The sequence below is a fragment of the Candidatus Uabimicrobium helgolandensis genome (assembly GCF_041508025.1).
In the GTDB taxonomy this organism is placed as follows: Bacteria; Planctomycetota; Uabimicrobiia; order Uabimicrobiales; family Uabimicrobiaceae; genus Uabimicrobium; species Uabimicrobium helgolandensis.
The window spans coordinates 273,328-290,243 of the sequence record NZ_CP165719.1 but is presented as its reverse complement, the minus strand read 5'-3'; the positions used below and the strand labels follow the sequence as shown (position 1 = coordinate 290,243).

At 35.8% G+C, this 16,916-nt stretch carries 12 protein-coding genes; all 12 read right to left on the bottom strand.

Going from position 1 to position 16,916, the window contains the following annotated elements; translation table 11 throughout:
- Positions 1-32: 32 nt before the first annotated feature.
- From UABHE_RS00985 to UABHE_RS00930, 12 genes are read right to left on the bottom strand one after another with little or no spacing between them, the layout of a single operon-like run.
- The gene (locus UABHE_RS00985) at positions 33-758 is read right to left on the bottom strand and encodes an FAD binding domain-containing protein (RefSeq protein ID WP_372368277.1); all 726 of its coding nucleotides are present in this window, start codon (positions 756-758) and stop codon (positions 33-35) included.
- A 12-nt stretch (positions 759-770) separates the two neighbouring features.
- Positions 771-1,967, bottom strand: a complete 1,197-nt coding sequence (locus UABHE_RS00980; RefSeq protein ID WP_372368276.1) for a pyridoxal phosphate-dependent aminotransferase — start codon at positions 1,965-1,967, stop codon at positions 771-773.
- A 1-nt stretch (position 1,968) separates the two neighbouring features.
- Complete coding sequence (gene argS, locus UABHE_RS00975) at positions 1,969-3,951, bottom strand: arginine--tRNA ligase (protein ID WP_372368275.1); 1,983 nt, start codon at positions 3,949-3,951, stop codon at positions 1,969-1,971.
- A 13-nt stretch (positions 3,952-3,964) separates the two neighbouring features.
- Positions 3,965-4,465, bottom strand: coding sequence for a hypothetical protein (locus UABHE_RS00970; RefSeq protein WP_372368274.1), 501 nt, complete (start codon positions 4,463-4,465; stop codon positions 3,965-3,967).
- Between the two features lie 9 nt (positions 4,466-4,474).
- Positions 4,475-5,518 carry a tetraacyldisaccharide 4'-kinase gene (gene lpxK, locus UABHE_RS00965; RefSeq protein WP_372368273.1) on the bottom strand — a complete coding sequence of 348 codons (1,044 nt, stop codon included), beginning with the start codon at positions 5,516-5,518 and terminating at the stop codon, positions 4,475-4,477.
- Between the two features lie 5 nt (positions 5,519-5,523).
- Positions 5,524-6,735 carry a serine/threonine protein kinase gene (locus UABHE_RS00960; protein WP_372368272.1) on the bottom strand — a complete coding sequence of 404 codons (1,212 nt, stop codon included), beginning with the start codon at positions 6,733-6,735 and terminating at the stop codon, positions 5,524-5,526.
- Positions 6,736-6,738: 3 nt separating this feature from the next.
- Entirely contained in the window at positions 6,739-7,602 is an 864-nt protein-coding gene (locus UABHE_RS00955; RefSeq protein WP_372368271.1) for an NAD(P)H-hydrate dehydratase, read from the bottom strand.
- An 8-nt stretch (positions 7,603-7,610) separates the two neighbouring features.
- Positions 7,611-8,531, bottom strand: a complete 921-nt coding sequence (locus UABHE_RS00950; RefSeq protein WP_372368270.1) for a serine/threonine protein kinase — start codon at positions 8,529-8,531, stop codon at positions 7,611-7,613.
- A gap of 8 nt (positions 8,532-8,539) precedes the next feature.
- Positions 8,540-9,085, bottom strand: a complete 546-nt coding sequence (cyaB, locus tag UABHE_RS00945) for a class IV adenylate cyclase (protein WP_372368269.1) — start codon at positions 9,083-9,085, stop codon at positions 8,540-8,542.
- The gene (gene amrB, locus UABHE_RS00940) at positions 9,085-9,948 is read right to left on the bottom strand and encodes an AmmeMemoRadiSam system protein B (RefSeq protein WP_372368268.1); all 864 of its coding nucleotides are present in this window, start codon (positions 9,946-9,948) and stop codon (positions 9,085-9,087) included. The genes cyaB and amrB overlap by 1 nt, the downstream gene beginning before the upstream one ends.
- Positions 9,948-13,424, bottom strand: a complete 3,477-nt coding sequence (locus tag UABHE_RS00935) for a hypothetical protein (protein WP_372368267.1) — start codon at positions 13,422-13,424, stop codon at positions 9,948-9,950. Before UABHE_RS00935 ends, amrB begins: the two co-directional genes overlap by 1 nt.
- 9 nt (positions 13,425-13,433) lie before the next feature.
- The gene (locus tag UABHE_RS00930; RefSeq protein ID WP_372368266.1) at positions 13,434-16,910 is read right to left on the bottom strand and encodes a serine/threonine-protein kinase; all 3,477 of its coding nucleotides are present in this window, start codon (positions 16,908-16,910) and stop codon (positions 13,434-13,436) included.
- Positions 16,911-16,916: the final 6 nt, after the last annotated feature.

The following is a 16,916-nucleotide window of genomic DNA, read 5'->3' as shown; positions in this document are numbered from 1 at the left end:
TTAAAAACTTTGATTTATTTTGGCCACGTTCCTTAAGGTGTACCTTCGGTAAAATCGTTTAGCGCGACTTTAACTACGTGTATTTTATATTTTATTGATCCATTATGATCATCTGTGAAACAGCCTTCCAAAGCTTTATCGACTTGTTCATTTTTGTCTACTACAAAAGTCGCAAATCTATCTGTTCTTCCGCCAACAATACAATTTTTTGTAGTATAGTTATATCCAACAATCACGAATGGTGGAGCAGAAGGAATCACCGCATAGCGTTTAAGATCGATATTCGCATCTTTTGCAAAAGTAATTTCACTAATAATACCCTTACCATTCCACTCACATATGGAAACATCGATTAATTGGTCTTCCACAAAAACTTTTAGATTCACATTTATGGTACGCAACAACACATTAATGTCGGACGTAGAACTTTGCTGAGCAATTTCTCCACCTATAGTACGTTGATTGCGAATATTTTTTGAATAACAAGATTGTTGTGCACAACGTCCAATAACACTCTTTGCAAAATGCTCTGCTATTTGTTGAAGAGTAACACCTGCCCCAATTGATATAGTTTCTTCTTTTTCTTCTATTTTATTTTCCACTAAATGGTTGATATCTATAATAGTATGAATGCTCTTGTTTTTCTGTGCAACTAGATAGGTGCCTCCACTAAACAAAGTAGAATGCTCACTATTATTCAGTTTACTAGCTTCTAATAAAGTTGCTGGTTGTTCAATGTTTTGTACACTTGTCCACATAAAATTAGCTCCTTACGCTTGGCGTAACTCAATAAAAGCTTGGTGTATACGCTCAATACCTTTTTTAATTTGCTCTTGGGAAGTAGCATATGATATGCGAAAGTTCAAATCACAACCAAAAGCTTGCCCTGGAACAACGACAACGTGATGCTTCTCAAGGAGATAGTCAGCTAAATCAAGAGAGTTATTAATCGCCTTTCCATCAGCAGTTACCTTGCCATAACCATCACACTGTGGAAAAAGATAAAAAGCTCCTGGCGCTTTATCAACACTTAAGCCCGGTATCTTTGATAACAATTCACAGGCAAGGTTACGTCTTTCTTCAAAAACCCCTCTCATCTTTTCGACCTCTTGTTGGGAACCCGAAATAGCTGCTATTGCAGCTCGCTGCGAAATAGAACAAGGGCTAGAAGTAAATTGACTTTGAATTTTAGCAACAGCCTGAATAACTTCTTTTTGTGCAGCAATATAGCCAATGCGCCATCCAGTCATTGCATATGCTTTTGAAACACCGTTAACAACAATTACTTGCGATTTTATCTGCGGGTATTTTGCCAAAGAAAAATGTTTATTATCATCATAAATCAATTTTTCATAAATTTCATCACTAATTACCCATATTCCACTTTCAGCAATAACTGAGACTAAACTCTCCAACTCTTTTTCACTGTAAACAGCCCCACTCGGGTTATTTGGACTATTAATAATAACAGCCTTTGTTTTTGGTGTAATAGCTTTCTTAAGCTGTTCGGCGGTCATCTTGTATCCTGACTCTTTGGTGGTCGGAACAATAACACTATTGCCGTGGCACAAAGTAACCATTTCTGGGTAACTCAACCAATAAGGTGCGGGAATGATTATTTCATCTCCCGCGTTGATAAGGGCCATTAGTACATTAGAAACCGAATGCTTGGCACCGCAGTTAACTGCGATATTCTCTGGTAAGTATGTCAAACCGTTATCATTTTGTAGTTTATTGACAATCGCTTCTTTTAACTCAATTATTCCAACAGCGGCAGTATAACGAGTAAAGTTGTCTTTTATTGCTTCAATACCTTGCTGTTTTATATGCTCTGGCGTAGAGAAATCGGGTTCACCAACCGTAAATCCGACAATATCTTTTCCTTCTTTTTTTAATTCACTTACCTTAGCAACTAACTGCAAGGTAAGAGAAGGGGTCACTTTACTTAGCGTACGGTTAAGCTCCATGTTACATCCTTTCGGGAACATTCATCCCTAAAAGTTTCATACCATTGTGAATTACCTGGGCAACAATCTTGCACAGTAGTAATCTTGCGGCTTCTTCTTCTGTACCTATAACTTTGTGCGCGCCATAAAATTTGAAAAATAGTTTGGTTAAATCGAGAAGATACATTGTGATAAAATGCGGACTATCATTTTCAGCAGCATTGAAAATTACTTGCGGAAAGTTCGCTACTTTATACAAAAGCGCTTGTTCATGTGAAGAATTCAAAAGAGAGTAATCAATATCGGTAGTCGCTTCTTTATCAGCATTGCGAAATATTCCACAAATACGTGCATAACCATACTGAATATAAGGACCCGTATCACCTGTAAATGCAATAGCATTACTTTTCCCTGAGTCTTCGCTATCACTAGATATAGCTTTATGAGGATCAAATAACAATGCTTTTTCTCGCGAAATATTTAACAAAAATAACTTGAGTGCAGCAAGAGCAATATCCTCAGCAACACTACTTACTTCGCTTTCGGGAATATCAATTTTTTCATTTGAGGTAATAATATTAGTGACTCGTTCTTGCATCTCAGATACAAGTTCATCTGCATCTACTCTTGTTCCTTTACGACTTTTAAGTTTGCCTTCTGGAAGATTAACCATTCCATAAGAAATGTGGCGGCATTTTTCTGACCACGTGTAGCCAAGTATTCCTAAAATACTAAATAATGTTTTAAAATGTAGTTCTTGCTCTTCTCCAACCACAAACAAGCACTGATCTATTTCCTGGGCTTGGTTTTTTAATATTGTAGTTCCTATATCTTGGGTAATATATACAGAGGTACCGTCTGCGCGCAACAACAACTTATCTTTTGGCACAAACTTTTTGAATGTCTGTGGATCTTGTTTTTTTAAAGCTTCACCACTCACCCAAATAGAACCGTCTTCTTTTTTTATAAAAACGCCGTCCTCAGCGCCTTGCTGAACGCATGCCTTTCCAAGGGAAAAAGTATTACTTTCAAAATAAAAATCGTCGAACTTGCATCCCAACTTGTCATATGTTTGATGAAAGCCTTCCATAACCCATGAATTCATTGTTTTCCATAGTTCGCGAACTTCAGTATCGTTATTTTCCCATTTTTGCAGCATTGCAAGAGCTTCATTGTAGAGTTCAGAGTTTGCCAAAAAATCATCATTAAATTGCTCTTGTTTTTGCTCTGTCTCTTTTAGTTGTTTACGCAATTGTTTTTTTTCTGCTGCATCTTTAACTGTGCGTACTTGTTGTTTTAAGCTAGCTATCTCGCTACTGAGTTCTTTAAGATCAATATTTTTATTCTCAGCATAGTTGCATTTTTCTTCCTCTAACTTTTGATCAAAGAGAACATAATAATGGCCAACAAAGTGATCGCCTTTTTGTTTTTTACTTTCTGGCGTCTCTCCATCTCCCCATTTATTGTATGCAAGCATTGATTTACAGATATGTATACCGCGATCATTGACCAGATTTACCTTAACTACTTTATACCCATAAAATTCTAGTATATTGGCTATCGCCATGCCAAGGATATTGTTACGCAAGTGACCCAGATGTAAAGGTTTATTAGTATTTGGAGAAGAGTACTCAATCATTACTGTTTTGTTTTTGGCATCACCCCGTCCAAAGTTCTCTCCATCTTTCCAAACAGTGCGACATACTACTTCAGTAAACAATTTTTTATCAATAAAAATATTTACATATGGTCCAACAGCTTCCATCTTGCTAATAACAGTAGATGAACTAAAACATTTAGCAATTTCTGTAGCAATCGCTACAGGAGATTTTTTAAGATTTTTGGCAAAGGGGAAGCATGCAATAGCATAGTCTCCCATATCGCTATTTGGCGGAGTACTAAAATGTACCAGGTCTACAGATACATCATCTGCATCTTTGAAAGCGCAATTGATATTTTGACAAATTTCCGTTTTTAAATTATTTGTGAATTCCTGTAAAAACATAGTTGTTTCCTAATTATAATATATTTTTCATATCTTCGTAAAGATAATCCGCTTTGCTGCTTATAAACACATTTGACGGCGGATTTGTAAAGCGACCTATATTATATATATTTTTGGTATAAATCCATTCTTCGTCTACTTCGTAACGCCCATTGAACTTGATCTGTCCCCACTCATTTTCTTTAAGTTTAAAAGCAAACTTTCTTTTTTCCCACGCGAATTTTTCACCTTGGTCACAATTGGGTAAATAGTATGTTTTTAATTCATTTTCTTGTAAAAAAAATCCAATATGAGTTTCTTGCTGTGGAGTTTCATCTTGCTCTTTTGTTTCGATGTGCGATTTTATGAAATCACTCCATGCGTAACAGGAAAATGATTGGTAGCCGTATTTTTTTTCTCGTGAAAGAAAAGGTAAGAATTCATAAGCTTCAGAAACGCTGTTACGAATGGCAGCTTTCGGCGCTCCGCGATATTCTTTTCCCCATTTTATCTCAACCATCTGTACTAGAATCATAATTATTTCCTAACCTTGTGTATCTTGTCTTTCTTTTATTTTGTCTTCAACCAACTTCATAAGTTGCTCTTTACCTTTAATAACATCAATAGTTATCTCTAAAATCCAAAGAGGTCCCTCAAGATCATGTTCGCGAATTTTAACCGCATCTTTCGATGTAGTTATTATCATATCAACTTCTCTTGCTGCAGAACAAATATCAGCTATGTCCTCAGCATTATATTGATAGTGATCGTCAAAGATTTTTAATTCTACTACTTCAATACCAAGATTTTCGACTAAATAGTAAAAACTTTGAGGGTTACCAATTCCACAAAACAACAACGCTCTTTTACCTACAAAAGAATTTTTATCGCAAATCCGTTTAGAACTATGCTCTACAAAATAAGCAGGAACATGCTGAGAAATAGCTTGTGGTTTTTCACCTGCAATATACTTTAATTTACGCTGAATATTTTCTAATTGTTGTGCTGTAACCATATCACTACGAGTTATTATAAACGCATCTGCCCGCTTCAGGTTGCTCAAATATTCGCGCAAAAAACCTCGCGGCAACATATGCTTATAACCAAAAGGGCATGTTGCATCAATCAACACAATATCAAGGTCTCGCTGCAATTGTTGGTGTTGAAAACCATCGTCAAGTACGAAAACAATATTTTCTCCATATTCCTTCAAAGCACGTTGCGCTGCGTCAAAACGCTTACTGCCTGTAAAGTGCGGAACATCAGGAAGAGTCTTTGCAAAAATTTGTTGTTCATCTCCTCCATAACCACGCGATAACAATATTGCTTTTGGAAAATCTAGCGGAAAGTTTTGAATTAACCAAATAACCGTAGGCGTCTTACCCGTTCCTCCAGCAATAATATTCCCAACACTGATAACAGGAGTAATCAAAGATTTGCTTTTTAAAATATTATATCTGTAAGCTACATTTCTTCCATGAGTAATAAGTCCGTAAATCGCAGAAGTGATTTTAAGAATGGGGCGTAACAAAAAAAATATAGGCTTGTTACTTGTTTGTAATTGGTGAACAAAAGAGGTTTTACTCATATAATTTAGCCAGCGAGCAGTAGAATAATTACTAGTGTTGAACAAAGTATAACTATTAAAATTTGATAGTATACTTCCCGATATTTTAGTCTTTTAATTTCTTGTTCTAATTTGTGCATCTGAGCTGGAAGCCCAAAAAAATCTTGCCTTGCTATCGTTGACTTGTTAATGTCCAGTCTTTTTGCTTTTGGCGAATTTCCTTCTTTTACTAAAAGTAAGTCGCGTTTTAGACTTTCATAACTTTGGTAACGATCATGAGGCTCCTTCGCCATCATTTTTTCAATAATTTGGCAAACACCAGGAGGAATAGACGAGCGAATAGTTAATGGAGAAGGGATAGCGGCCTTGATATGTTGCCTAATAATTACCGACTCCGAACCATCGTAGGGAGCTGAACCGGTAATCATGTGATACATCGTAGCACCTAAAGAATAAATATCACTACGATAGTCAAGATCACTTTTTCCCATTGCTTGCTCTGGGGACATGTAATCAGGTGTTCCCAAAACAAAGTCTTCATTTTGAACAAGTTGCTCATCCATCTTAGACTTTACAAATCCAAAATCTCCCAACTTGGCAATCTGTTCTTTATTCACAATAATATTACTTGGTTTGATATCGCGATGTACCAAGTTCTTTTTCCAAATGTAGTTGAGAGCATCCAAAAGCTGAAAAGTATTTTCAATCGCTTTTTCTAAAGAAATATAACCGTCCTTCATTATCATTTGTTCTAAAGTACGCCCAGGGACATGCTCCATAGAAAAATAATAATGTCCCTTGTCATATCCAATATCAAAAACTTGTATTAAATTTGTATGCGATAATTTACCAACAATACGTGCTTCAAGGAGAAACCTTTTGCGAAATTCTTCGTCTTGCACCCATTTGCGATAAAGTACTTTAAGTGCGACATTGCGCTTCATCGAAAGTTGCTTCGCGAGATATACAACTCCCAATCCCCCTTCACCAAGGATAGACTTAATCTCGTAGTTACCGATAGCCAAAGATTTATTTTTCTTGCGAGTCTCTTTGTACAGTAAATCCATTTGTTCTACTGTGATTAAGTTGTGATATAAAGCCAATTCGTGCAACATCTTATCTTTGTGTTTGGCAACATTTTTTTGTGATTGTTTGCATTTGGCCATTTGCTCCGCAGTGAGGTATTTTCCTTGGAGTGCTGCGTGCATAAACTCTTTATCCGAAAGATAATACTCCACTATTTATTCCTGACTTAAATGTATTTGAAAAGCATGTGGTAAAAACTGTAATATGTCACTGGCAATCATCCCATATTCACCTATATATTCTTTACTTAAATCACCAGCAACTCCATGAAGATAAACCCCCAACTGCGCTGCAGCAAAAGCAGAAAGCCCCTGAGAAAGTAAAGCAGTTATTACACCAGTAAGAACATCACCACTTCCACCTGTTGCCATGCCTGGATTGCCCGTTATATTATTAAAACATTCACCTTGTGGGCTTACGACCTTACACGGAGCTGTTTTTAAAACAACAATGCAGTTGTAATCCTTTGCAAATTTTAACGCTTCTTGCTCACTATTTTCGACAATATAATCAATTGGTTGATCAATTAAACGACTAAATTCTCCGGGATGAGGAGTAATAATTGTCGGAGCATTTCGCTCTTTTAAAATATCAGTATAACCACATATAGCGTTAAGAGCATCAGCATCAATAACTATAGGTACTTTAATGCGAGGAAGTACATCGCGAACCAACATTTGCGCTTCTTGAGACATTCCTGGCCCTATTGCTACTGCATTACATTTGCGAGTCATATCAACAACTTGGTCACTCGCCTCCAAAGATACAGAACCTGTAGAAGTTGCCTCAAGAGGATAAGTTGTAGCACAAGTAACTTTTGTTGCCGCGACACGTTGTTCGCTAGCAGGAGTTCCGAGTGTTACAAGTCCTGCTCCTGAGCGCAAGGTAGATTCCGTCACTAAATACGCTGCCCCCATCATTCCCCGTGAACCAGCAATAATAAAGACCTTGCCACACGTTCCCTTGTGCGCATCTTTTTGACGAGGATACAGCTTAGGAAGATCTCGTACTTCTTGCATAAATGCTCCTATAAAAAGCGCTGCATATCTTTATCGCGATCAGAAACATCTAAACAATCATATGCATAATCGCGAATTTCCATTGTTGACCATCTCTTATGAGGATCAAATTCCATCATCTTCTTAATAAGGAATTGCAACATTTTCTTTTGTTTTCGACTTGTCTGTACGTCTTCTAATTTGGGAACTTTATATCGTTTAGAGCTCCATTTTTCCAAATTTCTCTTTGTACTAAAAGGAGGTACTCCTGTAAGCATATGAAAAAATATAGCGCCAATACTATATACATCACTACTTGGTGTTAAATATATATTCGTATCGGGAAATATCAAAGAACGCATTAGCTCTGGAGATATATAATTTGTATTTATATCGACAAGCTTTGTTTCCATAAAATCAGACTGCGCAAGATATTCAAGTCCAGACAAATACGCATCCGCACTTTGTTTGCGAATAATGATATTGCGTGGATGAATATTACGATGCACAAAAGAAAAATCGGCTAAGTGCTCCAGAGCTTTGGTTAGATCTGTCAATATCCACAGAGCTTCATTTATTGTGATCAAAGATGACTTACGCAAAATAGCATGTAACTCTACGCCAGCAACCCAATCAAGAACCACAAACCCTTGGTTTGGATCGATAGAAAAATCTCTTGCAGAAACAACATTGCGCCGTGGGTCAAGAATTAGTAAAAAGAGAGCTCGACGTAAATACTTTTGAAGCTCAACATGGTTTAAATTTGGCGGTGCAAACTCAAGTATATATTTTTTACCTTCTTCCATTGATAAGCAAAAAAATACATTTCGTTTATTTACGTTTGGTCTTTCATCTAGTAACTGATAAAAGCCCTTACCACCTTTAAATATATTTTTTTGTAGCAGTTTTTCATTTAGAGTATGAATTTCCTTGATAATATCTTTATGCATTTTTGCACCTAAAATCTCATCTCTGTAATTGTGTCTATGTTTAGCCCATAATGTGCTAGCACTTCTTTTGGCCCCATAGTGTTCGCTTTTTCTTTAGGAATATCTAATTGGCAAAGAATTTCATCTAGCTTTTCGCTAGAAGGAGCTTCTATTTCTAAAAATGTTGGTATATTAGGTAATGTATCAATATCAAAAACAAATTCTTGGTAAACATAGTGTTGACGTTTTTTTTCGAAATGTAAAATAACTTCTAGACCTAATCCGCAGAGAATACTTTTCATGTTGGCGGTACTATCGATAACAACTTCGTGCTCTTCCATAATTTTGTGCTCAAGTTGTTGACCAAGAGGTGTTTTATAAGTGCACTTTATGTCTTTACCTTCACTGCGAATACGCACATACGACTTATTTTGAGTAAGACGTCTGTCTGGATAATCAAAAATAAGTGTTTCCATCAGCCAATCGCCTTCCAAGGAAGCTCCTAATTTTTGTATTTTATCTTCTAAATTTTCTTTACAAATGTCTAGAACTTTTATCTCTATTTCTGTCGCCATTAGATTACAATTCCTGAATAACCAACAAAGTTATCAACTACTTCACAAGGATCAACATCCCAGCTTGTGGTATAGTGCAACAATTTCCCGCGAGATTTCCCCGTAGCTTTTGCAAAAGCTAAAGTAGCTGCGATTGCACCGCCACCACAAGCATTGTAATTTTGTTGCACTTCTTCTACAATCTTAGCGTCTTGAAGTTCCAACATCAAATCAATAATTCTTTTATCATTGTTATTTTTTACCCACTGGATACTTTTTTGCCCGATGCCGACCGGAACAAACTGAAAACGCGTCCCGTAGTGTGTAAGATCTGTAGAACAAATTGTCGCAACAGAATTCCGTCCATCATTTCCAGAAACCATTTGCGCAATTTTATCGCCAAACGCACTTGCCGACTCAGTTACTGGCATCATTATCGGAACTAATTTTGCTTGCGGAAAAAAATGTTGAATAAATGGTACGAGAACTTCGATAGAGTGCTCACGTAGATGTAGCTGAGGCTTTATTTCGACGAGATCGTTGGCAACGATCTCCTCTATAATCTCATCATCAACATGTATATCACCTAGCGGAGTATTCCAAACGCCTTTCCCCCAAGTACACGGTGCATAAACACCTGCAACATGTACTGCTCCAAATACAATAAATGTCTGTATTTGCGGTCTAGATTTTTTTAGCGCCTCAAATACCAAATACGCAGTATAGCCAGAGAAACTCCAACCAGCATGAGGAGCAATACCAGCGCAAATATCTAAAATCGTCTCCACTTCGTTACTTCTCTCTGAAAACTGCTGAAACACAAGTTCACACTCTTTTTTAGTTTCGGGATAAAAAAAACCGGCATGTGCTGCTTCGCGGCGCATTATATTGCTCCTAAATATTTACTACTTCTTGCTGTTGGCGAGATAGAGACACCATCGTAAACCACCAATTTTTGCTTTGCAAGCGCCTCGACTACAGTAAAGAAATGAGAAACCATTATCGGATCCCCCTGCGGCACTAACTGAGATTTAACATCAGAAACATCTTGTTTTTTATCTCCAAGATTTTTCATTATTTTGTGTTCCATCTTTGTCGAACTTAAATCAGTATTTTTCATTTCATTCACTAAAAGAAAGAATATTTCCTCGCTTACTTCAGCAAAAGAATTGATATTGTCCAAGGTGCCAGAAAACTTGACCCCCATTTTGTTTTCCGTTCCCGATGGCCGTGCAACAATAGAAAATTGCAGAGTATCATCTTTACCACTACAAAAGAATAATGTGTCTGGTTCTTGAGCAAATTTCGTGCATTCTAAAACATAATCTGAAAAATGTTTTTGTATACAACTAACAACTTTCTTCCACAAAGAACTTTCATAATACCAAAGTTCTTTCTTCACAAAATATACGTAAACACTAATACTTTTTGGTACAGGATATAAGTGCGCTATTTCTTGAAAACTATCACTGTTATTTGCCTTGATTAAATCTAAAAGAGAAAACACTGTATGGATATTCGCCAAGAAACCATTACCAACATATACCTGTTGCGAATCATTTATATGATTACCACGAATAATATGTCCTGATTTTTCTCCACCAAAACATTGTTGCTCTAGTATATATTTATCACCTACAGGCGTTATTTGTAAATTGACTTTGTCGATTGTAGTATTTTGTCCCATAACCAGTTCCGTAGGGTGAAGCTCCTCAACGCAGCTTCGCATCGCATTCATAAATGGAATACTAGAATCAACTGTAAAGGCAATGGTTGTTCCTACTGTTAAACTTTTTTTATCTACTGCAGAACGAATCTGCAAAAACAGAGACTTGTCGCCATCAAAAATATAAGCAATATCAGTAAACGGATTATAAACAGCGGTAATTCCACGATCACCATCTCCATCCATGAAAATAGCAAAAGCTATTGTTTGTGGTTTTTCTTTATAAGCAAATAACTTTTTGAGCGCCGGAAAACCATTGTATTTACCACCCAGTTCAATATCATTTCGTTTTATTTCTTCCACATTTTCAAAATGGCCTGCACCAACTCGGTCATCACCACTATTATTATTAATATTTGTGCCGTTTGGCTTATCACCTACCCACTCAATTTTTTGGATACCACATTTTTTAATCGCAGACGAAAGAGCATCCTTATAAGAGGGAGCAGACAAAGCTCCGTGAGACAAATCACAAACAATAGCAACATCTCTATCCGTAGTGCCAGGCAAATTAGCTCCACTGTTAACCACCGAAGTAAATATATGTTCTGCAATTGACGATAAACATACATTGTTATACTTGTCTGGCAATCTAAAATTTACAGCATAATAAAAAATCAATGCGGTAATTGTATTTTCCATTTTAGACATTGCCTTGACAAAGCGGCCATGTTCATCTTCAATAAATATTTTTAAGCCATCTTGGGAAGCTGGATTGTGCGATGCACTTTTGTAAAGAATTAAATTAATTGTTTGTTGTTTCTCTTTGAAAACACTGCTTGCTAGAACATAAGGAGCGTTAGCTATCGGCATTATCCCTAAATCATATACAGTGCGTTCTGTAGCTGCGACTCCTTGCTTTAAAGCTTCATACAAACAGTCACTACGAAGCGAATCATCGATATACAAATCGCGAGTATCTTTTGCAACTCCAACAACAGCTGGTTTTCCATATATTTTTTCAAAAGCAAGAATACTAGAATATGCAAGTAAACTACACAATTGTGGTGTTAAGTCACCACACCTTATGTAACGAGCCACTGAATCGGCAAAAGAATTATTCGAATAGTGTACATTTCCGCGGATTCCATCTGTTCCGTGGAGTCGGAACAGTGACTTACTAACAAAATTTTGCAATTCTTTTGTTTGCGCTGAAAAACTATGTAGCAAGTTCCAATCAACAACAAAAGGATAATCGAAAGATGCTAAGTGCCTTATAATGTCTCCATAACCACGTCCAAGTGTAACAGTAAGTTCTTCATTACTGCGACGCTTGCAATCATTAACGATTCCAAGTTCCTCGTCAACATGATCAAAATCGACAATAAGCTGTTTTTGATCGCGCAAAATATGTAAATAATCATCATAAGGCTCTGTATTCTTTTCTACCTCTTCTGAGAATATCTTAGAAAACAACGATTGCTGCTCATCAATCGTTTGTTGCCACATATTAGAAATTTGCTGTTTGGTGTTTTCATTTAAGCTATAAATCCATTCTTCAAAAGAGGTATTGTCAAAACACAAATCTGGCATACTCAAATCTAAATTTGCTAGTTGTTGTACTTTTGAGCCAAGAAGGTCTTTTGTACTTATTATTGTTTGATGTTCTTTAATGTTTTTTTCGTGAAATAAAGCTTTGTTCTTCCAACTTTTTTTCTGTAATTTTGCATGCCTATCTGATGACTCTGGTAATTTTGCTATAAAATGAATAGGGGAATTGTTCTCAGCTTTACTGAACAACCACTTTTTTCTCTCTAAAAAATTATCATTTATATTATCTGCGGCACAGCTATACAACCTGTAGAGAAAGTTATCATCGTTCTTTTTAGCGTGTGCACAACGTACTTTTCTAAAATATTTTTCGAGAAGTACATAATGAATCATTAGTTCTGTAGTGGCCAAAAATTTTTGCCTACTATTAGTTAGTAATTCAGGATGATAAGGTTTCATTCCAGGCTTTAAATTTGTTGATACCGCCATGGTATTCTCGGGCACAAAGCCACGGATAGCAACACCTGCAGGAATAAGGCTACCACTTCCAATACGACATGGAGCCACTATTTGCGTTTGTCCACCAACAAATACCCGTGGAGACAACCCCATTTCTCCCAAAACTCCACTGCCAATGAGTGAACCAAATTTCAAACCCTCAGGAGTAAAATTATAGTGAATAGCCCCACTGCCAATTTCAGTAAAAGCATAAGGGGCATTTGTTCCACTGCTAACAAAGACATCGCAAAAATTAATCAAGCTTCCAAGAGTTGCATACATACTAACAATTGTCATCTTACATCCAACAGTATGTGCAGCTCTAGCGTGCTCCATAAACAGCGTTCCTTTACGCATTTCAGCACCAGATCGTATTTCAACATGATCCAAAAATACACTATTACTATAACTACCACTTCCAAGAGTAACATTACGTCCACAGCGAACGTTAGTATAAATACCGCCGTGCTCAGCTCCTAGTTTGCTACCAGAGCCTATTAAGGTTTTTTCTCCTGCGATTTTAATTCCAGGATAAAGAACAGCTCCTGGTTCTATATTTTCTATTTTTACTTCTTCTGCAATTGATACAGTCTGTGGATGCGGTAATATAACACCCTTCTCTTGTAATTGTTTTATTTTTTTCATGTCTTTTCACTATTCTGTTTTGGCAAGTTCTAATTCAATTCTTTTTATGTACTCTAATAAATTTTTTGTTTTTCGTTCTGCCTGTTGTCCCATTCTTTTAATTGCACTATCACATTCAAATATCTTTTTGTAAAAAGCCTTTCTATTCAATAAAAAATCTTGGTCAAAAATCATTATTTCTCCGACACTGTTAGGAATATATAGTTTTGACCAATCATCAGTTAAGACAACCCCCTTTATCTTAGAAAAACCATGATACATTTCATATCGTTTGCTTAAATTTAGTAAGTCATATATAAATATTTTATCAACAGATATTATCGCTAGATAGTCTTTCTTAAAAGAAAAAGAGAGTGCTTTTATTTCACTGTTAACCATAATTTCTTTATATATTTTAGGCGATCGCAAATTTTTCCATAACACCACTTTGCCATTTTTATCTCCGGCAGCAAAGAGATTGTGCGACTTATTTGTTGCAAGTGCTTTTATCTCCTCCAAACCAGTATTTTTTAATAGCAATGTTTTTGAATTATTTGGCCCAACTAAATATATCTCACAAGAGTCTGGAGACCATCCTTGGCATCCAAGAACAAAAACATTTTTATCTAACTCTAAAATTTTTAAAACAGGATATCTTGTTAATAACATTGTTTCATTTTTTTTCGTTGTTATGTTTTGTTTTATAAGTCGCGAAGGATTGTTTATTGAGAAATATATATGTTCTTGGTCTTGCGAAAATTCAAAGGTTGTGATTCCTCTTTTGTCTATGCCGTGAATATATTGTAATCTTTTTTCTATATTTTCTTCACCATAAACCTCAATTTCTCCTGTTTCTAGACGCAAAAAAAGCTGCTTATATTTCTTATTATACCTGATTTGAGCAATATCAGCTAAAATATGCTTATGCTTAACACCGTTATTATTCCACACAATAAAGCCAATATTACCACCATATATAAAAGTATGACCACTCGCAATCATTGTATGTGTCATATTAGAATCCATACTCAAAACTTTGAAGCCACGAAATATCTTCTTTATATTTTTGTCCTTAATTTCCAATTTTGTAAACGGTAGTGTATATTCCTTGTAAGATTGCTCTTTCGCCAACATGATTTTTAATCCTTGTTTAGCCAAAGCCAATTCTAATTGATATATTTTTCCGTCTTCTCTAAGAGAAGATATAATATTCTTTGTGTAAATTTCACGTAACTCAACCATATTGTTTTTTACAGCAGCAAGAAATACATCTGGTTGATAAGAAAGCAGTGAAATACTTACATCTGAATAGCTAGATAATCGTTCTTGAAAAATAGAATTGTTACTTTGTTTCGCTAAAAGAATACTTCCATCTTTCTTACCCATAGCAAAATAAAATGGGGCTGTTCGTATAGGAGGAAAGCTCAGCTCGTCACCAAACACAAGAGAAGCTGAAGTATAAAACTGAATACCTTCTTTGCTGTTCCATTTTTCCAGAGATAACATGCCCATTCTTGTAGAAGAAACAACAAAAACTTTATTTTCGTTTTCACTAAAACACATAAAGCAATTAAATAAAAAAATTGGAGCTTCATAAAAGAAAGTTTTATTTTTTTGAATATTATGGAGAAGGAGTCCTTTTTTCCGTTTATCTTGGATGACAAGCCATTTGGAATGAGAAGAGATAAGAGTACTTGAATATTTTTCCAATGAAAAAGAACGAATAGCATAGTCATGTAAATTCATCAAGTTACATTGCTCTTCTTTTTGTTTAGTTGTCCATGAACGAAAAATACAATAATCATTATTGAGAGAAAACTGTACATTATCAACAGCACTATTCGAATACAAAAACTTTGGTTGCTTTTCTACTAAGTCATAAAAAACAATGCTTAAATCACGTCTAGCGTTATAGACAAGATATTTATTATTAGGTGAAAATACAACTTTGTGACTGTGAACATCATCCAACTTGAGAAAAGTATTCTCTTCTGTTAAAGATAAATGTTTGTCGTTTTTCCAAACATACAGGGTATTAACTGAATCCTTGACATACATTTTAGCAAGATATTTACCTTGAGGTGAACTGATTAATGGATAAGGACTTGGAGGTAATTTCTTTTCCAATATTATTGGAAATTTAGCCAAAATATTCAATTTTAAATTAGTGTTTAGTTCACGATAAATTTCTTTAGCTTTTGTAGAGGGAATATCATGCAAAATCTCGCGTAAATATTGATAACATTCTTTGATCTTTTCGTAACTCTCAAATATGCGCTGTGCACCCAAATTATTATTAATTGATTCAAGAGTATTCTTGATTGCATTTTTTTTTATTTTGGTGATTTCTTCTTGCGCTTTTTGCGTAGAACTTTCATATTTTTTTTGCACTACAAATATAGCGAGAGTCATTAAACTGAGAATAATGATCGCTGCTATACCTATCGCAAATGGTAGTGGATTTTTCTTACGCCACCTACTAAACCTTTGCCATGATGTTGGTGGTTTTAACTCAATAGGCCGTCGGTGAATAATATTGTCTATTTCTGAGTAGAAAAATGCAGCATTAGAAATACGCTTCTCAGGATCTTTTGCAAGAGCTGTCAAGCACACAATTTCTAAATCACTATCTTTTGCCACAGAAACATTTAATCTTGAAGGAGGAGTCGGCTCGCTTGTTGTTAAGTGAAATAATAATTCAATTGGATTTTCGCCAGTAAAAGGAACAGTTCCAGTTAGCATTTCATAAAGGATTACTCCTAGTGAATATATATCACTGCGATGATCTGTTTTTTGCGACCGCGCTGCTTCAGGAGACATATACTTAGGAGTTCCAAATATATTTCCCGTTTTTGTCAAATCGGTCGACTCGTCAATACGCTTCGCTATACCAAAGTCTAAAACAATAGGAACGCCATCATTATCAACAAGTATATTGTCTGGTTTCAAGTCACGGTGTATAATATTTTTATCGTGAGCAAATTTAATTGCCTCGCAGATTTGACGAAACACACGCAGTTTTTGCTGTATAGTTTTATCAAAAATGTATTTCTGTAAATTTACCCCTTCAACATAGGCCATAGCAAAGAAATGCTGTGGAGTCTGACATATTTCATAGATCGGGATAATATTTGGGTGTTGAATCTGAGCTACAGCTCTCGCTTCTCTTTGAAAGCGCTCTACAGCCTCTAAACTCCCGCGAAGCTCTGGCAGTAAAACCTTAAGAGCACATTTACGCTGTAATTGTGTATCTTCTGCCTGGAAAACAATTCCCATCCCTCCACGACCAAGTTCTTTTATAATACGATACTTACCCAATTCTTGTATTGAGTTTTGTACTGGACTATCAGAAGCACTAAAGTAATGCCAAATTTTACTATCTCTTGATATTTCATATTCACTGCGATTGATCTTGCCTTGCTGGACATATTGCTGTAGTATCTCCTCGGAATATGGTCCAAAAATTTTTCCATCCTTATTTGATTTAACAAACCATGTTTTTGGCATATAACT

Bases quoted from the DNA above. Each gene is read 5' to 3' on its own strand.
- UABHE_RS00950 (WP_372368270.1), bottom strand. From the start codon at position 8,531: ATGCATAAAGATATTATCAAGGAAATTCATACTCTAAATGAAAAACTG.
- UABHE_RS00930 (WP_372368266.1), bottom strand. From the start codon at position 16,910: ATGCCAAAAACATGGTTTGTTAAATCAAATAAGGATGGAAAAATTTTT.
- UABHE_RS00970 (WP_372368274.1), bottom strand. From the start codon at position 4,465: ATGATTCTAGTACAGATGGTTGAGATAAAATGGGGAAAAGAATATCGC.
- UABHE_RS00980 (WP_372368276.1), bottom strand. From the start codon at position 1,967: ATGGAGCTTAACCGTACGCTAAGTAAAGTGACCCCTTCTCTTACCTTG.
- lpxK (WP_372368273.1), bottom strand. From the start codon at position 5,518: ATGAGTAAAACCTCTTTTGTTCACCAATTACAAACAAGTAACAAGCCT.
- argS (WP_372368275.1), bottom strand. From the start codon at position 3,951: ATGTTTTTACAGGAATTCACAAATAATTTAAAAACGGAAATTTGTCAA.
- cyaB (WP_372368269.1), bottom strand. From the start codon at position 9,085: ATGGCGACAGAAATAGAGATAAAAGTTCTAGACATTTGTAAAGAAAAT.
- UABHE_RS00955 (WP_372368271.1), bottom strand. From the start codon at position 7,602: ATGCAAGAAGTACGAGATCTTCCTAAGCTGTATCCTCGTCAAAAAGAT.
- amrB (WP_372368268.1), bottom strand. From the start codon at position 9,948: ATGCGCCGCGAAGCAGCACATGCCGGTTTTTTTTATCCCGAAACTAAA.
- UABHE_RS00985 (WP_372368277.1), bottom strand. From the start codon at position 758: ATGTGGACAAGTGTACAAAACATTGAACAACCAGCAACTTTATTAGAA.
- UABHE_RS00935 (WP_372368267.1), bottom strand. From the start codon at position 13,424: ATGAAAAAAATAAAACAATTACAAGAGAAGGGTGTTATATTACCGCAT.